We start from the raw sequence: 19,198 nt of genomic DNA, 5'->3' as shown, positions 1-19,198 counted from the left end.
GAAAATGGATATTGCATCCCCACTAAAAGCATCCCCTTTTTCTAATTTTAACGTAGGCACAAAAGTTGCACTTGGATCAGGTGTAATTCTCGTATGTCTGCTGTTTGTTGCAACGGTCGCTCATTTTGGCCTTTTCAATGCGAACACTAATTTTAAAGATTATCGCGGATTGGCAGTTCAAACCAATCAACTTGGTCGAATTCAAGCCAGCCTGTTGTCAGCACGTCTGTATTCAAAAGAATTCATCCTAAAAAATACAGACAAAGCGGCAAAAAATGTAAGTGACAGGATCACGGCAGCAGCTGATTACATTAATGATGGACATACAATATTTAATCGTCCGGAAGCTAGAGAGGTAATGATCCAAGCGAAAGAAAACATCGCAACTTATGGATCGTCCTTTAATCAAGTCACAGAATTGGTAACAAAACGAAATTCTCTCGTTCAAGGTTTAAACTCGGTTGGCCCAAAGGCGGAGAAAAAACTTACTGAAATTATGCAAAGTGCGTTTAATGATGATGATGCAACTGCCAGCTTTAAGGCCGGTTATGCTCTAAGAAGCTTATTGCTTGCACGGCTTTATGCAAATCGATTTTTGATTGATAATGATAGCGCCAGTGCAGACCGAGCGAACAAAGAACTGGATACATTTAAATCTGTTAGTCAACAAATGTTGAACGAACTCCAGAACCCCAAGCGACAGGAACTTGCAAAAGCGGTTTTCAATCTTGCAGGCGAATATGAGCAATATTTTGAAGACGTTGTCCTGGTGATTAATGAGCGCAATGGAATTATTCATGATACTTTGGATATTGTCGGTCCAAAACTCGCCAGTGATATGGAAGATCTGAAGCTCTCAAATAAGGCCTTGCAGGATGAGCTTGGGCCGAGGGCTTCAAAGGAGATTGATTACGCCGTTCAGTTTACAGACTATGCCTCAATTGGAACTGTCCTTGCGGGTATATTGTTGTCGCTTCTAGTTGGCCGTATGATTGCAAAGCCGATAAGACGAATTACCAAGGTTATGGGTCAGTTGGCAGATGGTGATTTAACAGTCGATATACCTGCGCTTGGCCAAAAGGACGAGATCGGCAAGATGGCGCAAACGTTGCTTGTATTCAAGGAGGCTGCTCGTGATAAAATGGCCATGTTGCAGCGTCAATCCGAAGATGAGCGTACTCGCGCAATTAAAGAGCGCGAAGAGCGCGAAATTGAAAAAGCAGAAGCAACTCGAGAGATCAAAATCGTTGTCGAAGAACTTGGTCGCAATTTGAAAAAATTAGCCGAAGGTGATCTAACGCTAGAAATTATGAATGCATTTCCTACTGAATTTGATGGTCTTCGAAATGACTTCAACCATTCGATCGAAAAAATCAATGATGCATTGAGCCAAATCGCTCAAGGTACAGGCTCTATTAAAAGTAATGCTGTTGAGATGCGTTCTTCTGCGGATGATTTGGCTGCACGAACCGAGCAGCAAGCCTCTTCTTTGGAAGAGACATCCGCAGCTCTTGAAGAAATAACGGCAACAGTAGAAGAAACCTCTACACGTGCAACAGAAGCAGCTGATATGGCTCATTTGGCAAAGGATGATACTGAAAAATCCAGCCTTGTTGTTTCTAATGCCGTTGCGGCGATGGAAGGCATTGAGAGGGCATCTGGTGATATTACAAACATCATTAATGTGATTGATGAAATTGCTTTCCAAACTAATCTATTGGCACTAAATGCAGGTGTGGAAGCGGCGCGTGCAGGTGAGGCCGGGAAAGGATTTGCCGTTGTTGCGCAGGAAGTTCGGGAGTTAGCTCAGCGTTCAGCAGAAGCTGCTAAGGAAATTAAGGAGTTGATCTCCAGATCCAGTACCGAAGTTGCAAGTGGTGTTAGTTTGGTCAAGGAAACAGGCCAATCTCTTAACAATATTGCCGAGCATGTGACCAATATTAATGAGAAAATCAGCACCATTGCAACGGCTGCCAACGAGCAACTTGAGGGTATAAAAAGCGTCAACACTGCTGTCAGCCAGATGGATCAGGTGACACAACAAAATGCAGCTATGGTGGAAGAATCTACGGCTGTTACGCACCAAACTGCAGAAGATGTGGATAATTTATCTCACATGATCTCGACATTTAAAATAAGAGATAGCTCCACACCTATCAACTCCGAAGAAGCTGCATAATAGCTTGGTATTTACTATGCGAACTAAAAAGGCGGGCCAAATAGAGCCCGCCTTTGTTTAAAATGAACAGTGAACTGTTTCCGGTCACTTGTTAAGTAGCGCGTTAATATGTCCAGGGCATGTGCCTGTTGATATCATCAATTCCTGACAATACTTCATCGGATAGGCTCATGCCACCAGCTCCAATGCAGGTTTTCAACTGATCCATTTTTGTCGCGCCGATAATGGTAGAAGGGACAAATGCGCGGCTGTTACAAAAAGCAATCGCCATTTGGCTTGGATCAAGTCCGTGCGCCTTTGCAAGATCAAGATATTTTGCCGTAGCTTTTTCAGAGCGTGCGGTAAACCGACCACCTAGTGATGCCTCAATTGAGCGGCGAGAACCTTCGGGAATTTCACCATTTTGGTACTTGCCGGTCAGAATGCCAGTTGCAAGCGGACTATAAGGCAATAGCCCGATATCTTCATGATGAGACATTTCCGCAAGATCTAAATCATAATGACGGTAAAGCAGGCTATATTCGTTTTGAATTGTCGCCACGCGCGGGAGGTTATGTTCCTTTGCAAGTCGAAGGTACTGCATTGTGCCCCAGGTTGTTTCATTGGAAAGCCCAACGGCACGAACTTTTCCTGCTTTGACAGCATCTTCCAATCCACGAAGAATGTCATGGATTTCGTCAATCGTTTTGTCCTTATCTTGACCTGTTGCATCAAAGCCCCAATTCTGACGAAAGGCGATAGAGCCGCGTGTAGGCCAATGGACCTGATAAAGATCAATATAATCGGTTTTCATACGTTGAAGGCTAGCTTCAATGGCTTCGCCGATAGTCTCACGCGTCGGTATCCCTCCATCGCGGATCCACTTGACCCCGCCACCCATAACTTTTGTTGCCAGTACAATCTCGTCACGCTTTCCAGATTTTTCAAACCATGTACCAACAATGCGTTCAGTGTTGCCTTGAGTATGCTGGGCAACCGGGTTGACCGAATACATCTCGGCTGTATCAAAAAAATTAACACCGTGTTCAACAGCGTAATCCATCTGTTCATGGCCTTCTGCTTCGGTGTTTTGGTTGCCGCCCCAAGTCATGGTGCCAAGACAAATCTCGCTCACACTGATGTCTGTGCGACCTAATATATTCATTTTCATGGAGGTTTTACCTTTGATAAATTCGGTGGTGATTAGAGCATAAGTTAGGTCGATTTTATTATAACGCAATAGGTTGGGGTAAATTTTTACACAGTGGCGTATATCTTACAGCTTGCAGAACTTGACATCAGAGCCAAGAATGTAGAGACAAGCCAGAACATAATTCGGCATTTTAAAATTGATAGGATTGAAGCAATATGGCAATTGCAATGACATTTCCGGGCCAAGGCAGTCAGTCCGTTGGCATGGGTAAAGAATGGGCGGAAAATTTTCCGGTCGCAAAAGCAGTATTTGATGAAGTCGACGAAGCGTTGGGTGAAAAACTATCTCAAACAATGTTTGAAGGTCCAGAAGATACGCTGACTTTGACAGCAAATGCGCAACCCGCTCTGATGGCTGTTTCAATGGCTATTGTTAAGGTGATGGAAGCGGAAGGTTTTGACCTTGGTAAATCAGTTTCTTTTGTTGCAGGTCATTCTTTGGGTGAATATTCAGCCCTATGCGCTGCTGGCATGTTCTCAATCTCAGACACAGCAAAACTGTTGCGCATTCGTGGCAATGCTATGCAGGCGGCAGTTCCGGCAGGTGAGGGCGCAATGGCAGCCATCATTGGTTTGGAACATAGTGATGTTGAGGCAATCTGCGCGGCCGCATCTGATCAGGGTAGTTGCCAGATCGCCAATGACAATGGCGGTGGGCAACTTGTGATTTCCGGCGGTAAAGCTGCCGTTGAGAAAGCTGCAGGATTAGCAACCGAAAATGGTGCAAAACGCGCTCTTATGCTGCCGGTATCCGCGCCGTTTCATTCTAGCCTAATGGCACCAGCAGCTGATGCTATGGCACAAGCTCTTGCGGATGTCGCAAAAAATGCACCTGCCGTACCGCTTGTTGCAAATGTACGAGCTGCCCCTGTCACTGATCCAGATGAGATCGTTAAATTGCTTGTGGAGCAGGTTACTGGACAGGTTAGATGGCGCGAAAGCGTTAGCTGGTTTGCCGCAAATGGTGTTGACACATTGTTTGAAGTCGGTTCAGGCAAAGTGCTAACAGGGCTCGCAAGGCGCATTGATCGCTCACTTGCAGGTGTCGCAGTAAACAATCCAGCCGACCTTGAGGCGGCTCTTGAAAAGCTGAATAGTTAATTTAAAGGAATATATAATGTTTGATCTAACAGGGCGCAAAGCACTTGTAACAGGCGCAAGCGGTGGTTTGGGCGAAGAAATTGCCAAAAGCCTGCATGCACGTGGTGCAATTGTTGGCATTCATGGTACGCGTGTTGAAAAGTTAGAAGCGCTTGCTGCTGAACTTGGAGAACGCGTTCATATCATGCCAGCAAACATGTCCAATATGGACGAGGTTAAAGCGCTTGGCAAAAAAGCTGAAGAAGACATGGAAGGCGTTGATATTCTCGTCAACAATGCGGGTATCACGCGTGACGGTTTGTTCGTTCGTATGAGCGATGAAAATTGGGATGATGTGTTACAAGTCAATCTCACAGCAGTTTTCCACCTAACACGCGAACTAACTCACCCAATGATGCGCCGCAGAAATGGTCGCATTATCAATATCACATCTGTTGTTGGTGTAACTGGTAACCCAGGCCAGGCAAACTATTGCGCATCAAAAGCCGGTCTTATTGGATTTTCTAAATCACTAGCTCAGGAAGTTGCACCACGCGGCATCACAGTCAATTGTGTGGCCCCCGGTTTCATCAAATCTGCAATGACAGATAAGCTGAATGATAAGCAAAAAGACGCCATCATGGGCGCTATTCCAATGAAAAAAATGGGAGAGGGTGCAGACATCGCTAGCGCTGTAACCTATCTTGCATCAGACGAAGCTGCTTACATGACAGGGCAAACTCTGCATGTAAATGGCGGTATGGCAATGATCTAAGTCCCGAAAAATTACGCCTCCTCCGTCGTGTGCCAACGGAGGAGAATACCACTATATGCTATTTGGTAGATGCTTGCCCACTTGCGCTGTGGCTAAGATAGATACCGAACGTTGCGATTGCTGGAATAATCAAAAATGCAATCCATTGCGGCATAATCATAATCGAGCCAAATCGTGTCGTGCCATAAAATATAAAAATGACCGCGTAGGCCAGATATTGAACAATGACAATACTTGTCAAAGTTGGTAGATTTGGCTTCGATATGCTCGCATAAAATAAAATCGCGCTGCATAAAAACAGATTTGCCGTTACCCCATGCCAAATGACCGATGAATATCCCTTAAGGATGTTATCCAGCTCGCTGGCGAGAATGGGCTCATGTACATCGGCTCCACCACCAACAATATGAATTACAGTCAGAATTAAGGATAGTAATCCTGCTAACGCAACAGCTTTATTCATCATTTTTAACCCTCTTAAAATTACCATACGGTAGCGTATGGATGGTCAATTTGTATTTGTCAATACGCTAGCGTATGGTGGTGAGATGAAATCAAATAATCTCTCATCTCAAGATTGGATTGCAGCGGCTTTCAAGGCGCTCACAGCTGGTGGTCCGCAAGCCATTAAAGTAGAGGCCATAGCCAGACATCTAAAAGTAAGCAAAGGCTCGTTCTATTGGCACTTTGCAAATGTTGACGCGTTAAAAAGCCAGATGCTTGAACATTGGTATGAAATGGCCACAAGTGGAATTATCGCAAATATAGATGCTACTTCCGGAAAGCCCGAGGATAAACTCACTGCACTTGTTGATCTTGTTTCAGGTAATTTGAGCGAAGCTTACGGGGGTGTTTCGGTGGAGGCTGCTATTCGTGATTGGGGAAAATATAGCAAACAAGTAGGTGATATGATCAAAAAGGTCGACCATCAGAGATTGGACTTTCTAATTGAGCAATTTGCTGCTTATGGGTATGATGGGAAAAACAGCCGATCCTGCGCGGCGATTTTGTATGCCGGTTTGATAGGGCTTGAGACCTTGGCAGCACAAGAGATGGCAGATATTAGATCAGATTTGCATATCTTGTTACAGCGCTTGCTATAGCTATACCAATGTCACTCAAGATGCTTTTTGTGGTTAGTATTTTGGCGAGAGTATGGTCTCGGTGCCTAGATAGATGAGTTTTACACATAAAAAACGCCCTTACACTGTCATTTTGGGCTTTTCTAATCGCTTAAACAATGGTACTTGGCACCGCTTTTCAAGTTTCTTGTGGGGTGGGGTTACGCGTATAGACTGTTAAGAATTTGAAAATTACAGTTGAATACGAGCAAATTTGGACTAAATTATAAGCAATACTTGTAAGGTGGGTAACATCAGGTTACCAAAGAAAACAGATTCAACTAATAAAGAGGTCAATGAACCGACATGAGCGAAATTGCAGACCGCGTAAAAAAAATCGTTATTGAACACCTAGGTGTAGAAGAAGCCAAAGTGGGTGAAGGCGCAAGCTTCATTGACGATTTGGGCGCCGATTCACTCGATACTGTCGAGTTGGTCATGGCCTTTGAAGAAGAATTCAGCATTGAAATTCCAGATGATGCTGCTGATACAATTCTTACAGTGGGTGACGCTGTTAAATTTATCGACAAAGCTAAAGCATAATTTGTTTGAATTTAAGCAGGAAGGGTTGGTAAATCACCAGCCCTTTTTTGCGTTTAAAGCTTTTGTTCTTTTACTCGGATTTTAGGAGTTAGCTTGTGAGACGTGTCGTTATAACTGGTACTGGTATGTTATCTCCGCTTGGATGCGGAACAGAGATCACTTGGTCTCGATTACTTGCTGGACAAAATGCAGCAGCTCGTATTTCTGGTTTTGAAGTTGATGATATTGCAGCACAAATAGCTTGCCAGATTCCAACGGATCCCGCTCAGGAAGGTCATTACAATGCTGATGATTGGATGGAGCCAAAAGAACAGCGCAAAGTTGATCCATTTATCACCTATGCAGTTGCCGCTGCAAAAATGGCTTTGGATGACGCTGATTGGCATCCTGAAAGTGATGATGATCAATTTGCAACCGGCGTTTTAATCGGGTCCGGTATTGGTGGTTTGCAAGGTATTGTCGATGCTGGCTATACGCTTAAAGATCGAGGCCCTCGCCGTATTTCGCCGTTTTTTATTCCCGGTCGCCTGATCAATTTAGCCTCAGGCCACGTTTCAATTGCTCACGGTCTTAAGGGTCCAAACCACTCTGTTGTAACAGCCTGTTCAACTGGCGCACACGCTATTGGCGATGCCAGTCGCTTGATTGCTCTAGGTGATGCTGATGTGATGGTTGCAGGTGGTGCGGAATCGCCTGTCTGCCGAATTTCCATTGCTGGCTTTGCAGCATGCAAAGCGTTATCAACGCAATATAACGATGATCCACAAAGAGCATCTCGCCCTTATGATATTGATCGTGATGGTTTTGTAATGGGCGAAGGCGCAGGTATTATGGTGCTTGAGGAACTTGAGCATGCAAAAGCACGAGGCGCAAATATTATTGCCGAAGTCGTGGGCTATGGTCTTTCTGGTGATGCATACCATATTACAGCACCGTCAGAAGATGGTGACGGTGCTTATCGCTGCATGAAAATGGCGCTTAAACGTGCGGGACTTGATGCTGGCGATGTCGATTATATCAATGCTCATGGTACATCCACGATGGCAGATACAATCGAATTAGGCGCTGTTGAGCGTTTAGTTGGTGAAAATGCGTCGAAAATATCTATGTCATCAACTAAGTCAGCTATTGGACACTTGCTCGGTGCTGCTGGTTCTGTTGAAGCCATTTTTTCCGCGTTAGCAATTCGCGATAACATTGTGCCGCCGACTTTGAACTTGGATAATCCTGCGATTGAAACCAAGATAGATTTGGTTCCAAAAGTTGCCAGAAAACGCAATGTCGATGTTGCTCTATCCAATTCCTTCGGCTTTGGTGGAACAAATGCATCGCTTGTCTTACGCAGATACGCATAATTTTATGCTCAGGGTATATTTTGCTCTGTTTTTGCCACAAAGATAAAGATATATAGACATCGAAAACTACTATTTATCGAATCGTGTGAGTGAGTTTTGAACGTAGATAACAATGACCAAGGGCGTAGCCGGCCAATAATCCCCGTGTCCCCGACGCAAGCATTAAAGCCGCAAAAGGTTCCTGAGCCGCCAAAAAAAGTGCGCTCAAAACGTGCGCGCTCTCAAACAGTTGTTTTTCTGAATTTTTTGATGACGATGTTGTTTGTTATCACCATTCTCGCAGGCGGTACGCTTTATTTCGGCAAAGTGCTTTTTGAGCAAAAGGGTCCGCTTAAACACACAACAAGTTTTGTCGTCCGCGATGGTGCAGGTTTGGCAACGATTGCCAATGATTTGGAGCGGTCTGGCCTTGTAACGGATGCACGAATATTTCGCTATGCGTCCTCTGCCATCCTTAACGGCGACTCGCTTAAAGCTGGCGAATACGAAATTAAAGCCGGTTCATCCATGCGACAAATCATGGAGATTTTGCAGTCCGGCAAAGCAATTTTATATTCGTTCACTGCGCCTGAAGGTTTGACCGTTTTCCAGATATTTGAGCGTCTAAAAGAAAGTGAAGATTTAACCGGAGATTTGCCTGAAGATTTGCCTGAAGAAGGCAGTCTTTTGCCAAATACCTATAATTTCTCGCGCGGGACTACACGTGCTGAAATTATTGCTCAGATGACAACAGCCCAAGAACGCGCGGTCGAGCGCATATGGGCGCGACGTGTGGCGGACTTGCCGATTGAAACCAAAGAAGAGATGGTTACTCTAGCCTCTATCGTTGAGAAAGAGACAGGTAAAGCCGATGAACGTCCACGCGTGGCAGGTGTGTTTGTAAACCGTCTTAACAAGGGTATGCGTCTACAATCTGATCCAACCATCATTTATGGAATATTTGGTGGCGAGGGCAAGCCATCAGGTCGGCCTATCTATCGTTCCGATTTGGACAAGAAAACCGAGTACAATACCTACCAGATCGATGGATTACCTCCCACACCTATTGCCAATCCGGGTTTGAAGGCGATGGAAGCTGTGATCAATCCATCTCGCACAGAAGACTTGTATTTCGTTGCCGATGGTACGGGTGGACATGCATTCGCTACGACACTAAAAGAGCATAATGAAAATGTTGCGCGATGGCGCAAAATTGAGGCGGCTAGGAAAAAAGCAGCTGAAGCTGTTGCAAAAGAAGAAGAGAAGAGTGAAAATTAGTTCTTTCATGTAAACTTCTTTCCGACCGCTCATTGGGTTTAAACCTGAGGGGGATGTATGGCTGTTAGCTCGATGACAGGATTTGCCAGCGCAGATGGTATACATGATAATGCCTCGTGGCTGTGGGAAATCCGCTCAGTCAACGGCAAAGGATTAGATGTTCGTCTTCGACTGCCTTCTGGTTTTGAAGCTCTTGAGTCACAAGTGCGAGCAGCAAGTGCCAAAGCACTTAAGCGGGGCAACATTCAAATCTCCCTTAATGTTAAAGAGCAGCATTCAGCTGAGCTTGTTGTTAATCAGGCGGCATTAGAGCAAGTAATGAATATTGCTTCGCAGCTTTCTGAAAATACAAATATAGAAAAGGCCAGTGTTGACGGCATTCTAAATGTGCGCGGTGTATTGGAGGAACGGCAGGTCGAACGTTCTCAATCTGATAAAGATAAACTCATTGCTGAAATGAGCGTTAGCTTCTTAGAATGTTTGGATGCTTTAGTAGTTGCAAGACAATCCGAGGGGGCAAATCTTACGAGCGTGTTGTTAGATCAAATGGAGCAGGTTGCCTTAAAGGTTGGTGCAATCGTCGCTGATCCGTCGCGCACTCAAGATGCAATTCGCATAAGGCTGAAAGAACAGGTCCGCAATTTACTGGAGGTCAACTCAGATTTTGATGAGGACAGACTTCATACGGAAGCAGCAATTCTGGCCACAAAAGCTGACCTGCAAGAAGAGCTTGATCGTCTTGTCACGCATATTAAAGCTGCTAAAAGCCTAATCAAAGAAGGTGGTGCAGTAGGTCGACGGCTCGATTTTTTAGCGCAGGAATTTAATCGTGAATGTAATACTGTTTGCTCAAAATCGAATGCTGGCGCGGTGACCACGATAGGCCTTGATCTTAAAGTCATCATAGATCAGTTTCGCGAACAAATTCAGAATGTGGAGTAGGTAAGTGAGTATTTCTAATTCGGACGGTATCGCTAGGCGCGGCCTAATGTTGGTGCTTTCATCGCCTTCAGGTGCTGGAAAGTCCACTATTGCTCGTAGTTTGCTTGAGCAAGACAAAGGTCTTAGTCTTTCCGTGAGTGTGACGACGCGCCAAAGACGTGAAAGCGAGATTGCCGGTACACATTATCACTTCATATCGATTAAAGAATTTGAGCGTTTACGCGATAGTGACGGACTGTTGGAATCCGCCGAAGTACATGGAAATTTCTACGGAACGCCACGTGAAGAAGCTGAAATTGCGCTTTCAGAAGGTCGCGATATGCTTTTTGATATTGACTGGCAGGGTGCATTGCAGTTGCAGGAGAAAATGGCAGTTGATGTGGTTTCAATCTTTATCTTGCCTCCAAGTTTTGAAGAATTGCGCGCGCGCCTAAATAGACGTGCGGAAGATAGTCAGGAAGTGATTGAAAAACGACTTATGAATGCGGCTGAGGAGATGTCTCATTGGCGCGAATATGATTATGTCGTCGTCAATGAAGATCTCAACAAAGCATTTGGCGAAGTACAAGCCATTGTGAAAGCAGAGCGATTGCGTCGCGACAGGCGGCCTGGTCTCTTTGATTTTGTAGAAAAATTATCAGGTCGCTAGTGCTGGTAATTTGATATCAGCGACCGCCGCGGTAGGCACGGCTTGAAACGGAGATAATGTTTCTCGATGGATCTTCTGCGTCAACAAATAAATACCCATCTGCTTCATGTATTGTTCCAAAATTAAGACCGTTCTGGCGTGCTAAATTGCAGAATAGCTCAACATCTGGCACATCAAAAACAAGTTTCACCGAATTTTGGCCCTCGATGTGTTCTTCACTTATTGGGTGTAATAATATTCTAAACCCATGAGATGAATGCCGAAGTTCAGTGATTTGCTCATCGCCGTGTATCCTAGGTTCAAAGCCAAAGTGTAGCCGATAAAACGCCACCATCGCATCGACGCGTTTTGTATATATAACAATCTGGCTCACGCCTGTTCGCATTACTGTCATTCAAATTCCCTCGCAAGGGCACAAAACTCGTCAATTTCAAGCGTTTCAGCGCGTCTTGTTGGTTCAATGCCGACTTTCTCCAAAAGCGCCTCTCCACCAATTGACTTAAGACTCTGGCGTAACATTTTGCGACGCTGCCCAAAGGCCGCCTGCGCGACCATTTCCAGTTTTGATAATTGGCAGGGAATGCGGTTTTTCTTAAGTTCAAGATGAACCACAGAGGACGTCACTTTGGGTGGAGGACTGAAAGCCTCGCGAGATACATCAAAGGAGATCGAGGCGTCCGTCATCCAACCGCATAATACACCGAGACGACCATAGTGCTTGTCTCCCGGTTTAGCGATAATACGTTGGCCTACTTCTTTCTGGAACATCAACGTCATGGATGACCAGAATGGATTATCGATTGATTGTGTTAGCCAGTTGGTCAATAATTGTGTGCCAATATTATAGGGCAAATTAGCGATGATCTTGATTGGGTGCTCGTCTTCGAACTTGCTTAGATCAACCATCAATGCATCATCTTCGAGAACATTCAGACGATCAGGGTAGTAATCTGATATTTCCTGCAATGCAGGTAAGCATCGATTGTCTCGCTCAATACAGATAAGTTTTTTAGCATCAAGCGATAGGATTGCACGCGTTAAACCGCCTGGGCCAGGTCCAATTTCGACGACAGTGCTCTTTGATAGGTCACCAGCGTCCCGCGCAATCTTATGCGTAAGATTCAGATCTAGTATGAAATTTTGACCCAATGCCTTATTCGCATCAAGTCCATAGGTTTCAATGGTATCGCGAAGCGGTGGTAACCCATCAAAAGATGCCATTATGCGCCCTTGCTGTGTTGTATTTCACTCATCTTGGCAGCCATTTTTAGGGCCGCAACAAGGCTGTCATGTCGTGCAATGTTTTTGCCAGCAATTGAAAAGGCAGTCCCATGATCGGGTGATGTACGGATGAAAGGAAGTCCAAGTGTAACATTAACCGCGTCATGAAAGCCGAGCGCCTTTGCTGGAATCAAGGCTTGGTCATGGTACATGCAAAGCGCCACATCGTAGTTTATGCGAGCGTCTTCATGAAACATTGTATCAGCAGGTAGTGGTCCGGTGACGTTAATACCTTTTGCTTTAAGCGCCTCTATTGCAGGCTTAATAATTTCTGCATCCTCGTGACCCAACGCGCCATCTTCGCCCGCATGGGGGTTTAAACCAGAAATAGCCAGTCTGGGATGCTCTACCCCAAATCGATATTTTAGATCGTTGTGTGTAATCTCAGATGTCTTGATAATCAGGTCAGTTGTTAGATGTGCCATGACTTGCATAAGAGGAATATGAATAGTCACTGGCACAGTGCGAAGTTCGGGACCCGCCAGCATCATAACGGGAAGGGGAACCTCTCCATTTGGCATTTTTGCAAGTTCTGCCAAGAACTCCGTGTGGCCGGGATGTTTAAAGCCTGCATCATATAACACAGCCTTAGATATTGGGTTTGTCACAACCGCCGACGTGGCACCTGAATTTGTGAGCTCAACGGCTTTTTCAATAGAAGCTAAAATGGTTTGTGCGTTGTCTGATGTCGGGTTGCCAGCAGTAACTTCATTGCTGCAAGGCAAATTCAGGCAAGGGATAGCCTGGTCAAAATGTTTAAAGACCTGGTCCGGTTCGCATTCGATCACACCAATGTTTTGGTTTAAGAGCCTCGCCCGCAATAGCAATACATCTTTGTTGCCAATGAAAATGAATTCCGGGAGTGAAAGCTTCTTTCGCATTCTCCATGCCGAAATTGTCAGATCAAGACCAATGCCCGAAGGATCTCCCATTGTCAGGGCAAGCGGGGCAGTTGATGTCATCTTATGAATTCCGGTGTTGGAAACTACAATTATATACGGCTATTTTTTGATGATCACTGCACGTTTACGAAGTTCGGCAAGATATCTTTTGCTATTTGCATCATCTTGCGGATTGCTCTGTTCTTCCGCACGGAACACCATCTCAGCTGCAACATCGTCTGATACACTGCGAGATGAACAAACGATCAGGAACTCAACACCTTTTTCAGTCACACGCGTACGTGTTGGCTTATTCGGGTTTGTTTTTGTGATAAGCGGAGACCATTCAGGCGGGAGTTCAGGCTGTAAAAACCGACCAAGGTTTTTAACCGTTACATCCTTAAGACCCTTTGTTAGAGACTTTGTCGTGTCGCAAGACTGAATGCGCGCGCGTAATTTCTTCGCTTCGCTATTGCGACGGCCAAGGTTTGATTTGCTGCGCTTTGATTGGGGAACAACAAAAATCACCTGTTGCAGGATATACTCATTGGTCGTTGGCTTATTATCACCACGTTCAAGCATTTTTGACACGAGGTCTTGTGTACTCATGCGTCCAGCCTGACCACCGCCATATCGTGCACTAACAACTCTACCCCAGCCAATTTGTGTTGCAATAAATTGTTTGAAGTGTTTCGCCGTTACGCCTGCTTGCCCTAAAATAGATGACATTCTCTTTGCAGATAGATTATTACCTGATGCGAAACGAGAAAATGCTGCATCAACTTCTCTTTGACTGGGGCTCGCCCTAAGGCGCTGCAATTCTTGGGTTTTCAATGCCTGTTCAATAAGTTCTTCGCGTGCAACGGATGATAACTTTCCTCCACGTCGTTGCAGCCGCAAAAGCGCTACGCGACGGGATAAATCAGTGTTGGTAATGGCTTGTTTATTGACAATAATTTTGATCTGGCTTGCTGCCGCGGCTAGTCTTGGTTCTGCTATCGAGAAAACAGCCATACATATAGCAGCTAGTGTAAAAATTATTGATTTTGACATCATGTTACTTTGTTTTACGGTTATCATATACAATGCCCTTATATTCACCTGGTCCAGCTTCCCATATTTTTATATCTATTGTGGGTCTGGGGTCAAATTAAGGCATCATTGGAAACCCTAGATCGTCCCAAGTCTGTTATTTTATGCTAATGCTTGGCGCTTCAACGCTTCCTAAAGTCCTGAAATTCATTTTAAACCCAACGCTCCATTCCGCTTTAGATGTCGCTGTTGCATGTTTATGTTCGTAAGTGCTTTGGAAAGAATAACAATCACAATCATATTTGATGCCAGCTCTTGATGTTGTAAAATTGCTTGCATCAAGATCATATGTTGTGTTGCCAAACACTCGCCAATGATCAGTCAGTTTTAGTGAAGCGTTACCGCTAATCTCTTCACGATCAGTGGATGATCCATATCCTGTTTGTGCCTTGATGCGCGAATGACTCAGACTGGTCTGTAGTCTATCGGTGCTAAAGTTCGCAGATAATGATGAACGATTCACATCAAAATTATCTTTATCAAATCGGCCTGATGCAGTTAGGGATATTCCTTTACCGCTATCAAGCGTAAAGGCTCCAACATAATCAGAGCGATCTGTTTCAAGCCCAGAATCTGCTCCGGCACCGGTAAGGTCACTTTGTGCAAATGAGTTTTTGCCACCAAGATGGAACGATTGGCCGAAAATTGCACTTGTTGTGAAACCATTTGAGAATGAACCAGCATACCTTATGCCGATGTTTGCACGTGTTCCACCCTCTATTCGGTCAAAGCCGGAGAATTTGTCACGTTCAAACAGGTTCGATGCGTCAAAGACAAAGCTTTGAGCATCTTCATTCGGCAGTCCACCTGAAAGCCGCTCGTCATTTCGCGCAAAAATTTGTGCGATTGGTTCTATGACATGACTGGATGAACCCGCGCTAACTAACAATGGATATTTAGCTTCCAAGCCTGCAGTCACCATACCACGTGTCGCGCTTGTGCCGCTTGCAAGACCCGCAGGAGCGGTATTCACATCAAAACTATTATAATCACCACGCGCTGCTAATAGGGGTGTGAAGACCAATCCACTTTCGGTGATGATTTGTTTTTTCCACTCAATTTCAGTTGTGGTGCGGCCATTAGAGCCGTCGAGGCCTTCTGTGCGTCCGGAAACGACTTTTTGCTGGTCACGTGATAAAAACTGGCTGTTATGTGTTAGCTTTAGATCACCGCCTGTGACGCCATCAGAGAATATGCGCGTGTAATCGATAACTGGATGAACGATTGCTTGTTGTTTTTCTGATATATCACCAATTGTGTCTGACTGAATGTCAAATTTATAGGCATGAAGATCGAAATAACTCGTTGTGCCTAGGCCAGTCAGATAGGCTTGCGAGGTTTGGCGAGTGCTACTGTAACCATCAATCGTGTAGGTATTGGCAAAGTTTTGATCTGTTTGGAACATGCCATTCCAACCAAATTTCCATTTAGGGTTTATCTGAAATTCACCCTTAGAAGCAATGAAGCCGCGCTGTGTTTCCGCACCATCTGTTGTTGCTCGCCCTGCAACAGTGTCAAATTGACGTGGATTGCCTTGATGCGCACCAGCAAGTTTTAACGTATATTGCCCATTTCTGAATTTTTGTCTGAATTCGACCTCAGTCATAAACCCTGTTTTGGAAAAGCCACTTGCAGTGACGGTCGCATCCATATTGGGTGCAAGCGCAAAGTAATATGGTACTCGTGCTTCAAAACCGAGCTTGCTACTGTAGCCAAACTTTGGCGGCAGAAAACCACTCTTACGCTTGGAGTTGTGCGTGGGAATGGTAAAAGAAGGAAGCCGAATAAGCGGAACACCAGCGACTTCAAAAACAGGTCGTTCAAAACGAATTGTTTTGCTCTTGCCATTGCTAATGACTTTGCGTGCTTTGATTTGCCAGAGCGGTCTGCTTGCTTTCTTTGTTTTACATGTTTTGCAGGCGGTATAAACGCCATCATGGAAAACCGTAACTTCGCCATCACTACGATCAGCACTTGAAGCCGCAATACGTGTGTTATCGGGTGTTTCGACGCGAAGAGCCTGTACAAACCCATCGGCAAAATCGTCAGTGATATCCAATTCATCAGCATAAATGCGATTGCCATTTGGCTCTAATAGCTCAACATTACCTATAGCGCGGACCCGTCCGGTCGTCTGGTTATATTCGATGCTGCGAGAGACGAGTTGGTATTCGCCATAATCGAGCTGAATACCACCTTTTGCCGTAATCAAATCTTGGTCGCGATTATAAATAAGTTCATCCGCGACTAAGATAAGCCGAGGGTCTTCCGTAACGGTAGGGCCAGTTAAATCGCCAGACGTCAAGCTTTGCGAAATGGCAGGCGCAATTGCAGCGCATGCGACAAGCGTTGCAATACCCCCCGCTTTTAGAGCGCTGGTTATTTTCCACATTGATTTGTGGTACTCAATACTCAACTAACCATCCTCCTTGTGAAGCAAAACTGTGCCTCCAATTGTTGATGCGATAATGACAGGAATCCAAGCCGCCACTATCGGTGGAATTGCACCTGCTTCACCGAAGGCCGATATAAGTTCCGAAAGCACATAAAGCAGAAACCCGGCAAGGATTCCACCCATAATCGCATAAAGTGACTGCCCAAAGCGCACAAATGTGAGGGAAACCATGCCTGCGATCAATGTCATGGCCACCAAAAACGCCGGAAGTGCCAATAATTGATGAAATTTAGTGATGTAACTGCTTGCTTTTAAACCAAAAGAATTAGCTGCATCAATTTTGGTTGGCAAATCAAAAAATGAAACAGAATCAGCTGAAGAAAATGCCTCCTCAATAAATTCCGGCTGCAAATTCGTTTTAATTTTTAGTATCGCTGTCTTTTTAGCAGCTTCGCCATTTTTGATAATACTCACATCATTTAGTCGCCAATAACCATCAGAAAGTCTTGCTTGCTTTGCTTCAACCCGATCTGAAATTATATCATCTGCATCTAAACGAAGAAAAGTAACCTGATTGAGGAGCTGACCGTTATCTGTCTGGCTGCGCGCGCCAATGATTGTCGTACCCTCGGATGTTGTCTGTCTTAGCCAGGGTGGATTTTCCTGACCGGAACTAAATGTATCGCCGAAGCCGTTTGACGTTGCGATTTCATCCGCTAGACGAGCCGTATAAGCCCCCAATGGATTGAGTGTTGTAATCGATAGAGCACCAATCACGAGATTACATACAATGATAGGCAACAAAAATTGCCAAGCAGACAACCCGCTTGCCCTTGCAATCACCAGTTCGTATTTTTTGCTAAGGTTTAAAAGCGTTGAGATTGTCGCGATGAGCACCATAAATGGAATGGATATCTGGATAAGTACAGGTATCCGCAAGAGGGATAAAAACGCGGCGATATCAGCAGAATATCCTGCAACATTAGAAAAACGTCGAGCCGTTTCTCCAAAATCAACAACAAATATCAAGGCACTGATTGCAATAAGGTTCATTGTGAAGCTAAACAGGTAACGTTTTGCAATATATCTCGATAGAACGCCAAACAGGATCATCAAACGGCCCCGTTATTTTTGGTTTGTGAAGTAGGTTTTGTACGACGTTCAAATATTGTTGTGATGCGTTCCTGTAATCGATCAATTAAGTTTTGTGCAGATTTGGGAAGCTTCAAACTATAACCCGCATAGATTTGAAGCATGAATAACAACGTAACAAAAATTGGGAATATATAGTTTAAAGCACCCGCGAAGACTGATGTTTTGGAGTTTTCAAGAATAATACCCGCAATGACGCGCACGATGACGCACGTAATCACTGCGGATGCAATTCTTTGAAAATGTTGAGCGCGGTTCGATTGAGCATTGGCCAAAAAAGCAGCCATGATCGCTCCGAATGCAATAGTGTAAAGCCAGCTCGATAATCTAAAATGAATTTCATAATTATAAAATAAACGATGACTTTCATAGTTCGAATTTGTGGTGTCAGGCTCAAGTAATTCCGGTAGATATAACTCTTTGGGAAGCGGGTCGCCTTTTTCTGTGCTAGGGATAAATGATGCCATATCAAGGACATAGGATTTGAAATTAACCACAGAAACTTGCTCGGCGCCCGCCGCGCTGCGGTGAATTTCACCATCATTCATGACAAGCAAGTTGGCGTTATCAGTTTTCTTTAATGTGCCAACTTTGGCATAATATATCAGTTCAGCCGATGGATCGCGGCGGTCGGATAAGAAGATCCCGCCCATGCCACCACCTGGCAGTGATTCTGCTACTTGAATGTAAAGACCGTTCTCAATCTTGCGGAATTTTCCTGATGATATGGCGAGAGAGATAATATCTGTATTCGAACCAGATAGAATGGAATAGAGGTTTCGATTTGCTTTCGGTCCAGCAAAGTTAGCGACCAATAGAAGGCCTATGCCTAACAATACTGAGAATAAAATAATAGGTTTTGCAATAAATATATTTGACGCGCCTGAGGCTTCAATAACCACGAGTTCGCTGTCTTCATTCATGGTTGTCAAAATCCGGCCAATGCCAACAAGCAGAGCAAATGGGGCAACGGCAAGCACGACTTCAGGAACGAGGGTCAGAGATAGTTTGAAAAATGTGAGGAGGGCACTGTTCGACGTTGTTAAAACATCAACTCTTATTAAAATCTGTGTTGTGAGTGCAAGAATGGTAATCGCAGAGAGTGACAATAGGGTCAGCGAGGCAATTCGCCCAAATATGTAGCGTTCTATCTGCTTCATATTTTAATTCGTCCCAAATACAAAATTGTTACTGTCCCACTAAAGTCAAACGCGTTCTCGGCTCATTTCGGTAGTGAGAAGAAATAAGAGAGGAGACGTAAACTAAACTTACCATACCACTATATCATATGATCAAATAATGGGT

The 19,198-nt window shown here is 44.7% G+C and carries 18 protein-coding genes; 9 read left to right on the top strand and 9 right to left on the bottom strand.

Annotation, left to right across the window (positions count from 1 at the left end; all coding sequences use genetic code 11):
- Window positions 1-4 precede the first annotated feature (4 nt).
- Complete coding sequence (locus tag AB2J24_RS07935) at window positions 5-2,179, top strand: HAMP domain-containing methyl-accepting chemotaxis protein (RefSeq protein ID WP_367385079.1); 2,175 nt, start codon at window positions 5-7, stop codon at window positions 2,177-2,179.
- A 103-nt stretch (window positions 2,180-2,282) separates the two neighbouring features.
- Here the strand turns inward: AB2J24_RS07935 and AB2J24_RS07930 are convergent, their stop codons facing one another.
- On the bottom strand, window positions 2,283-3,329 hold the full coding sequence (locus AB2J24_RS07930) for an aldo/keto reductase (protein WP_162651784.1): 1,047 nt from the start codon (window positions 3,327-3,329) through the stop codon (window positions 2,283-2,285).
- A gap of 197 nt (window positions 3,330-3,526) precedes the next feature.
- On the opposite strand from AB2J24_RS07930, the gene fabD reads away from it, so the two are divergent.
- Both fabD and fabG read left to right on the top strand, forming a co-directional pair.
- Window positions 3,527-4,471, top strand: coding sequence for an ACP S-malonyltransferase (fabD, locus tag AB2J24_RS07925; RefSeq protein WP_367385078.1), 945 nt, complete (start codon window positions 3,527-3,529; stop codon window positions 4,469-4,471).
- Between the two features lie 16 nt (window positions 4,472-4,487).
- Complete coding sequence (gene fabG / locus AB2J24_RS07920; RefSeq protein WP_162651782.1) at window positions 4,488-5,225, top strand: 3-oxoacyl-[acyl-carrier-protein] reductase; 738 nt, start codon at window positions 4,488-4,490, stop codon at window positions 5,223-5,225.
- Between the two features lie 58 nt (window positions 5,226-5,283).
- On the opposite strand, the gene AB2J24_RS07915 is transcribed toward fabG, so the two are convergent.
- Window positions 5,284-5,691, bottom strand: coding sequence for a hypothetical protein (locus AB2J24_RS07915; protein ID WP_367385077.1), 408 nt, complete (start codon window positions 5,689-5,691; stop codon window positions 5,284-5,286).
- Between the two features lie 82 nt (window positions 5,692-5,773).
- Here AB2J24_RS07915 and AB2J24_RS07910 point away from each other — a divergent pair, with 82 nt between their 5' ends.
- From AB2J24_RS07910 to gmk, 6 genes are all read left to right on the top strand, one after another.
- Window positions 5,774-6,328, top strand: coding sequence for a TetR/AcrR family transcriptional regulator (locus AB2J24_RS07910; protein WP_162651780.1), 555 nt, complete (start codon window positions 5,774-5,776; stop codon window positions 6,326-6,328).
- A gap of 324 nt (window positions 6,329-6,652) precedes the next feature.
- Window positions 6,653-6,889: an acyl carrier protein gene (locus AB2J24_RS07905; RefSeq protein ID WP_162651779.1), complete on the top strand. Its 237-nt coding sequence runs from the start codon at window positions 6,653-6,655 to the stop codon at window positions 6,887-6,889.
- A 95-nt stretch (window positions 6,890-6,984) separates the two neighbouring features.
- Window positions 6,985-8,244: a beta-ketoacyl-ACP synthase II gene (fabF, locus tag AB2J24_RS07900; RefSeq protein WP_367385076.1), complete on the top strand. Its 1,260-nt coding sequence runs from the start codon at window positions 6,985-6,987 to the stop codon at window positions 8,242-8,244.
- A gap of 96 nt (window positions 8,245-8,340) precedes the next feature.
- The gene (gene mltG, locus AB2J24_RS07895; protein ID WP_162651777.1) at window positions 8,341-9,501 is read left to right on the top strand and encodes an endolytic transglycosylase MltG; all 1,161 of its coding nucleotides are present in this window, start codon (window positions 8,341-8,343) and stop codon (window positions 9,499-9,501) included.
- 57 nt (window positions 9,502-9,558) lie between these two features.
- Window positions 9,559-10,443: a YicC/YloC family endoribonuclease gene (locus AB2J24_RS07890; RefSeq protein WP_367385075.1), complete on the top strand. Its 885-nt coding sequence runs from the start codon at window positions 9,559-9,561 to the stop codon at window positions 10,441-10,443.
- A 46-nt stretch (window positions 10,444-10,489) separates the two neighbouring features.
- The gene (gene gmk, locus AB2J24_RS07885) at window positions 10,490-11,092 is read left to right on the top strand and encodes a guanylate kinase (RefSeq protein ID WP_162653539.1); all 603 of its coding nucleotides are present in this window, start codon (window positions 10,490-10,492) and stop codon (window positions 11,090-11,092) included.
- Window positions 11,093-11,108: 16 nt separating this feature from the next.
- On the opposite strand, the gene AB2J24_RS07880 is transcribed toward gmk, so the two are convergent.
- The 7 genes from AB2J24_RS07880 to AB2J24_RS07850 all read right to left on the bottom strand — a co-directional run bounded on the left by AB2J24_RS07880 (window position 11,109) and on the right by AB2J24_RS07850 (window position 19,053).
- On the bottom strand, window positions 11,109-11,486 hold the full coding sequence (locus AB2J24_RS07880) for a VOC family protein (RefSeq protein ID WP_367385074.1): 378 nt from the start codon (window positions 11,484-11,486) through the stop codon (window positions 11,109-11,111).
- Window positions 11,483-12,313 carry a 16S rRNA (adenine(1518)-N(6)/adenine(1519)-N(6))-dimethyltransferase RsmA gene (gene rsmA, locus AB2J24_RS07875; RefSeq protein WP_367385073.1) on the bottom strand — a complete coding sequence of 277 codons (831 nt, stop codon included), beginning with the start codon at window positions 12,311-12,313 and terminating at the stop codon, window positions 11,483-11,485. Before rsmA ends, AB2J24_RS07880 begins: the two co-directional genes overlap by 4 nt.
- On the bottom strand, window positions 12,313-13,335 hold the full coding sequence (gene pdxA / locus AB2J24_RS07870; RefSeq protein ID WP_367385072.1) for a 4-hydroxythreonine-4-phosphate dehydrogenase PdxA: 1,023 nt from the start codon (window positions 13,333-13,335) through the stop codon (window positions 12,313-12,315). Before pdxA ends, rsmA begins: the two co-directional genes overlap by 1 nt.
- A gap of 39 nt (window positions 13,336-13,374) precedes the next feature.
- A complete protein-coding gene (locus AB2J24_RS07865; protein WP_367385071.1) occupies window positions 13,375-14,334 on the bottom strand; it encodes a peptidylprolyl isomerase in 960 nt (319 codons plus the stop codon).
- A gap of 109 nt (window positions 14,335-14,443) precedes the next feature.
- Window positions 14,444-16,762, bottom strand: coding sequence for an LPS-assembly protein LptD (locus tag AB2J24_RS07860; protein WP_367385070.1), 2,319 nt, complete (start codon window positions 16,760-16,762; stop codon window positions 14,444-14,446).
- Window positions 16,763-17,854: an LPS export ABC transporter permease LptG gene (lptG, locus tag AB2J24_RS07855; protein WP_367385069.1), complete on the bottom strand. Its 1,092-nt coding sequence runs from the start codon at window positions 17,852-17,854 to the stop codon at window positions 16,763-16,765.
- The gene (locus AB2J24_RS07850; protein ID WP_367385068.1) at window positions 17,854-19,053 is read right to left on the bottom strand and encodes an LptF/LptG family permease; all 1,200 of its coding nucleotides are present in this window, start codon (window positions 19,051-19,053) and stop codon (window positions 17,854-17,856) included. Before AB2J24_RS07850 ends, lptG begins: the two co-directional genes overlap by 1 nt.
- Window positions 19,054-19,198 lie beyond the last annotated feature (145 nt).

This window comes from Lentilitoribacter sp. EG35 (assembly GCF_040784015.1).
Taxonomy (GTDB): domain Bacteria; phylum Pseudomonadota; class Alphaproteobacteria; order Rhizobiales; family Rhizobiaceae; genus Lentilitoribacter.
This window is presented reverse-complemented; position numbering and strand designations above follow the sequence as displayed.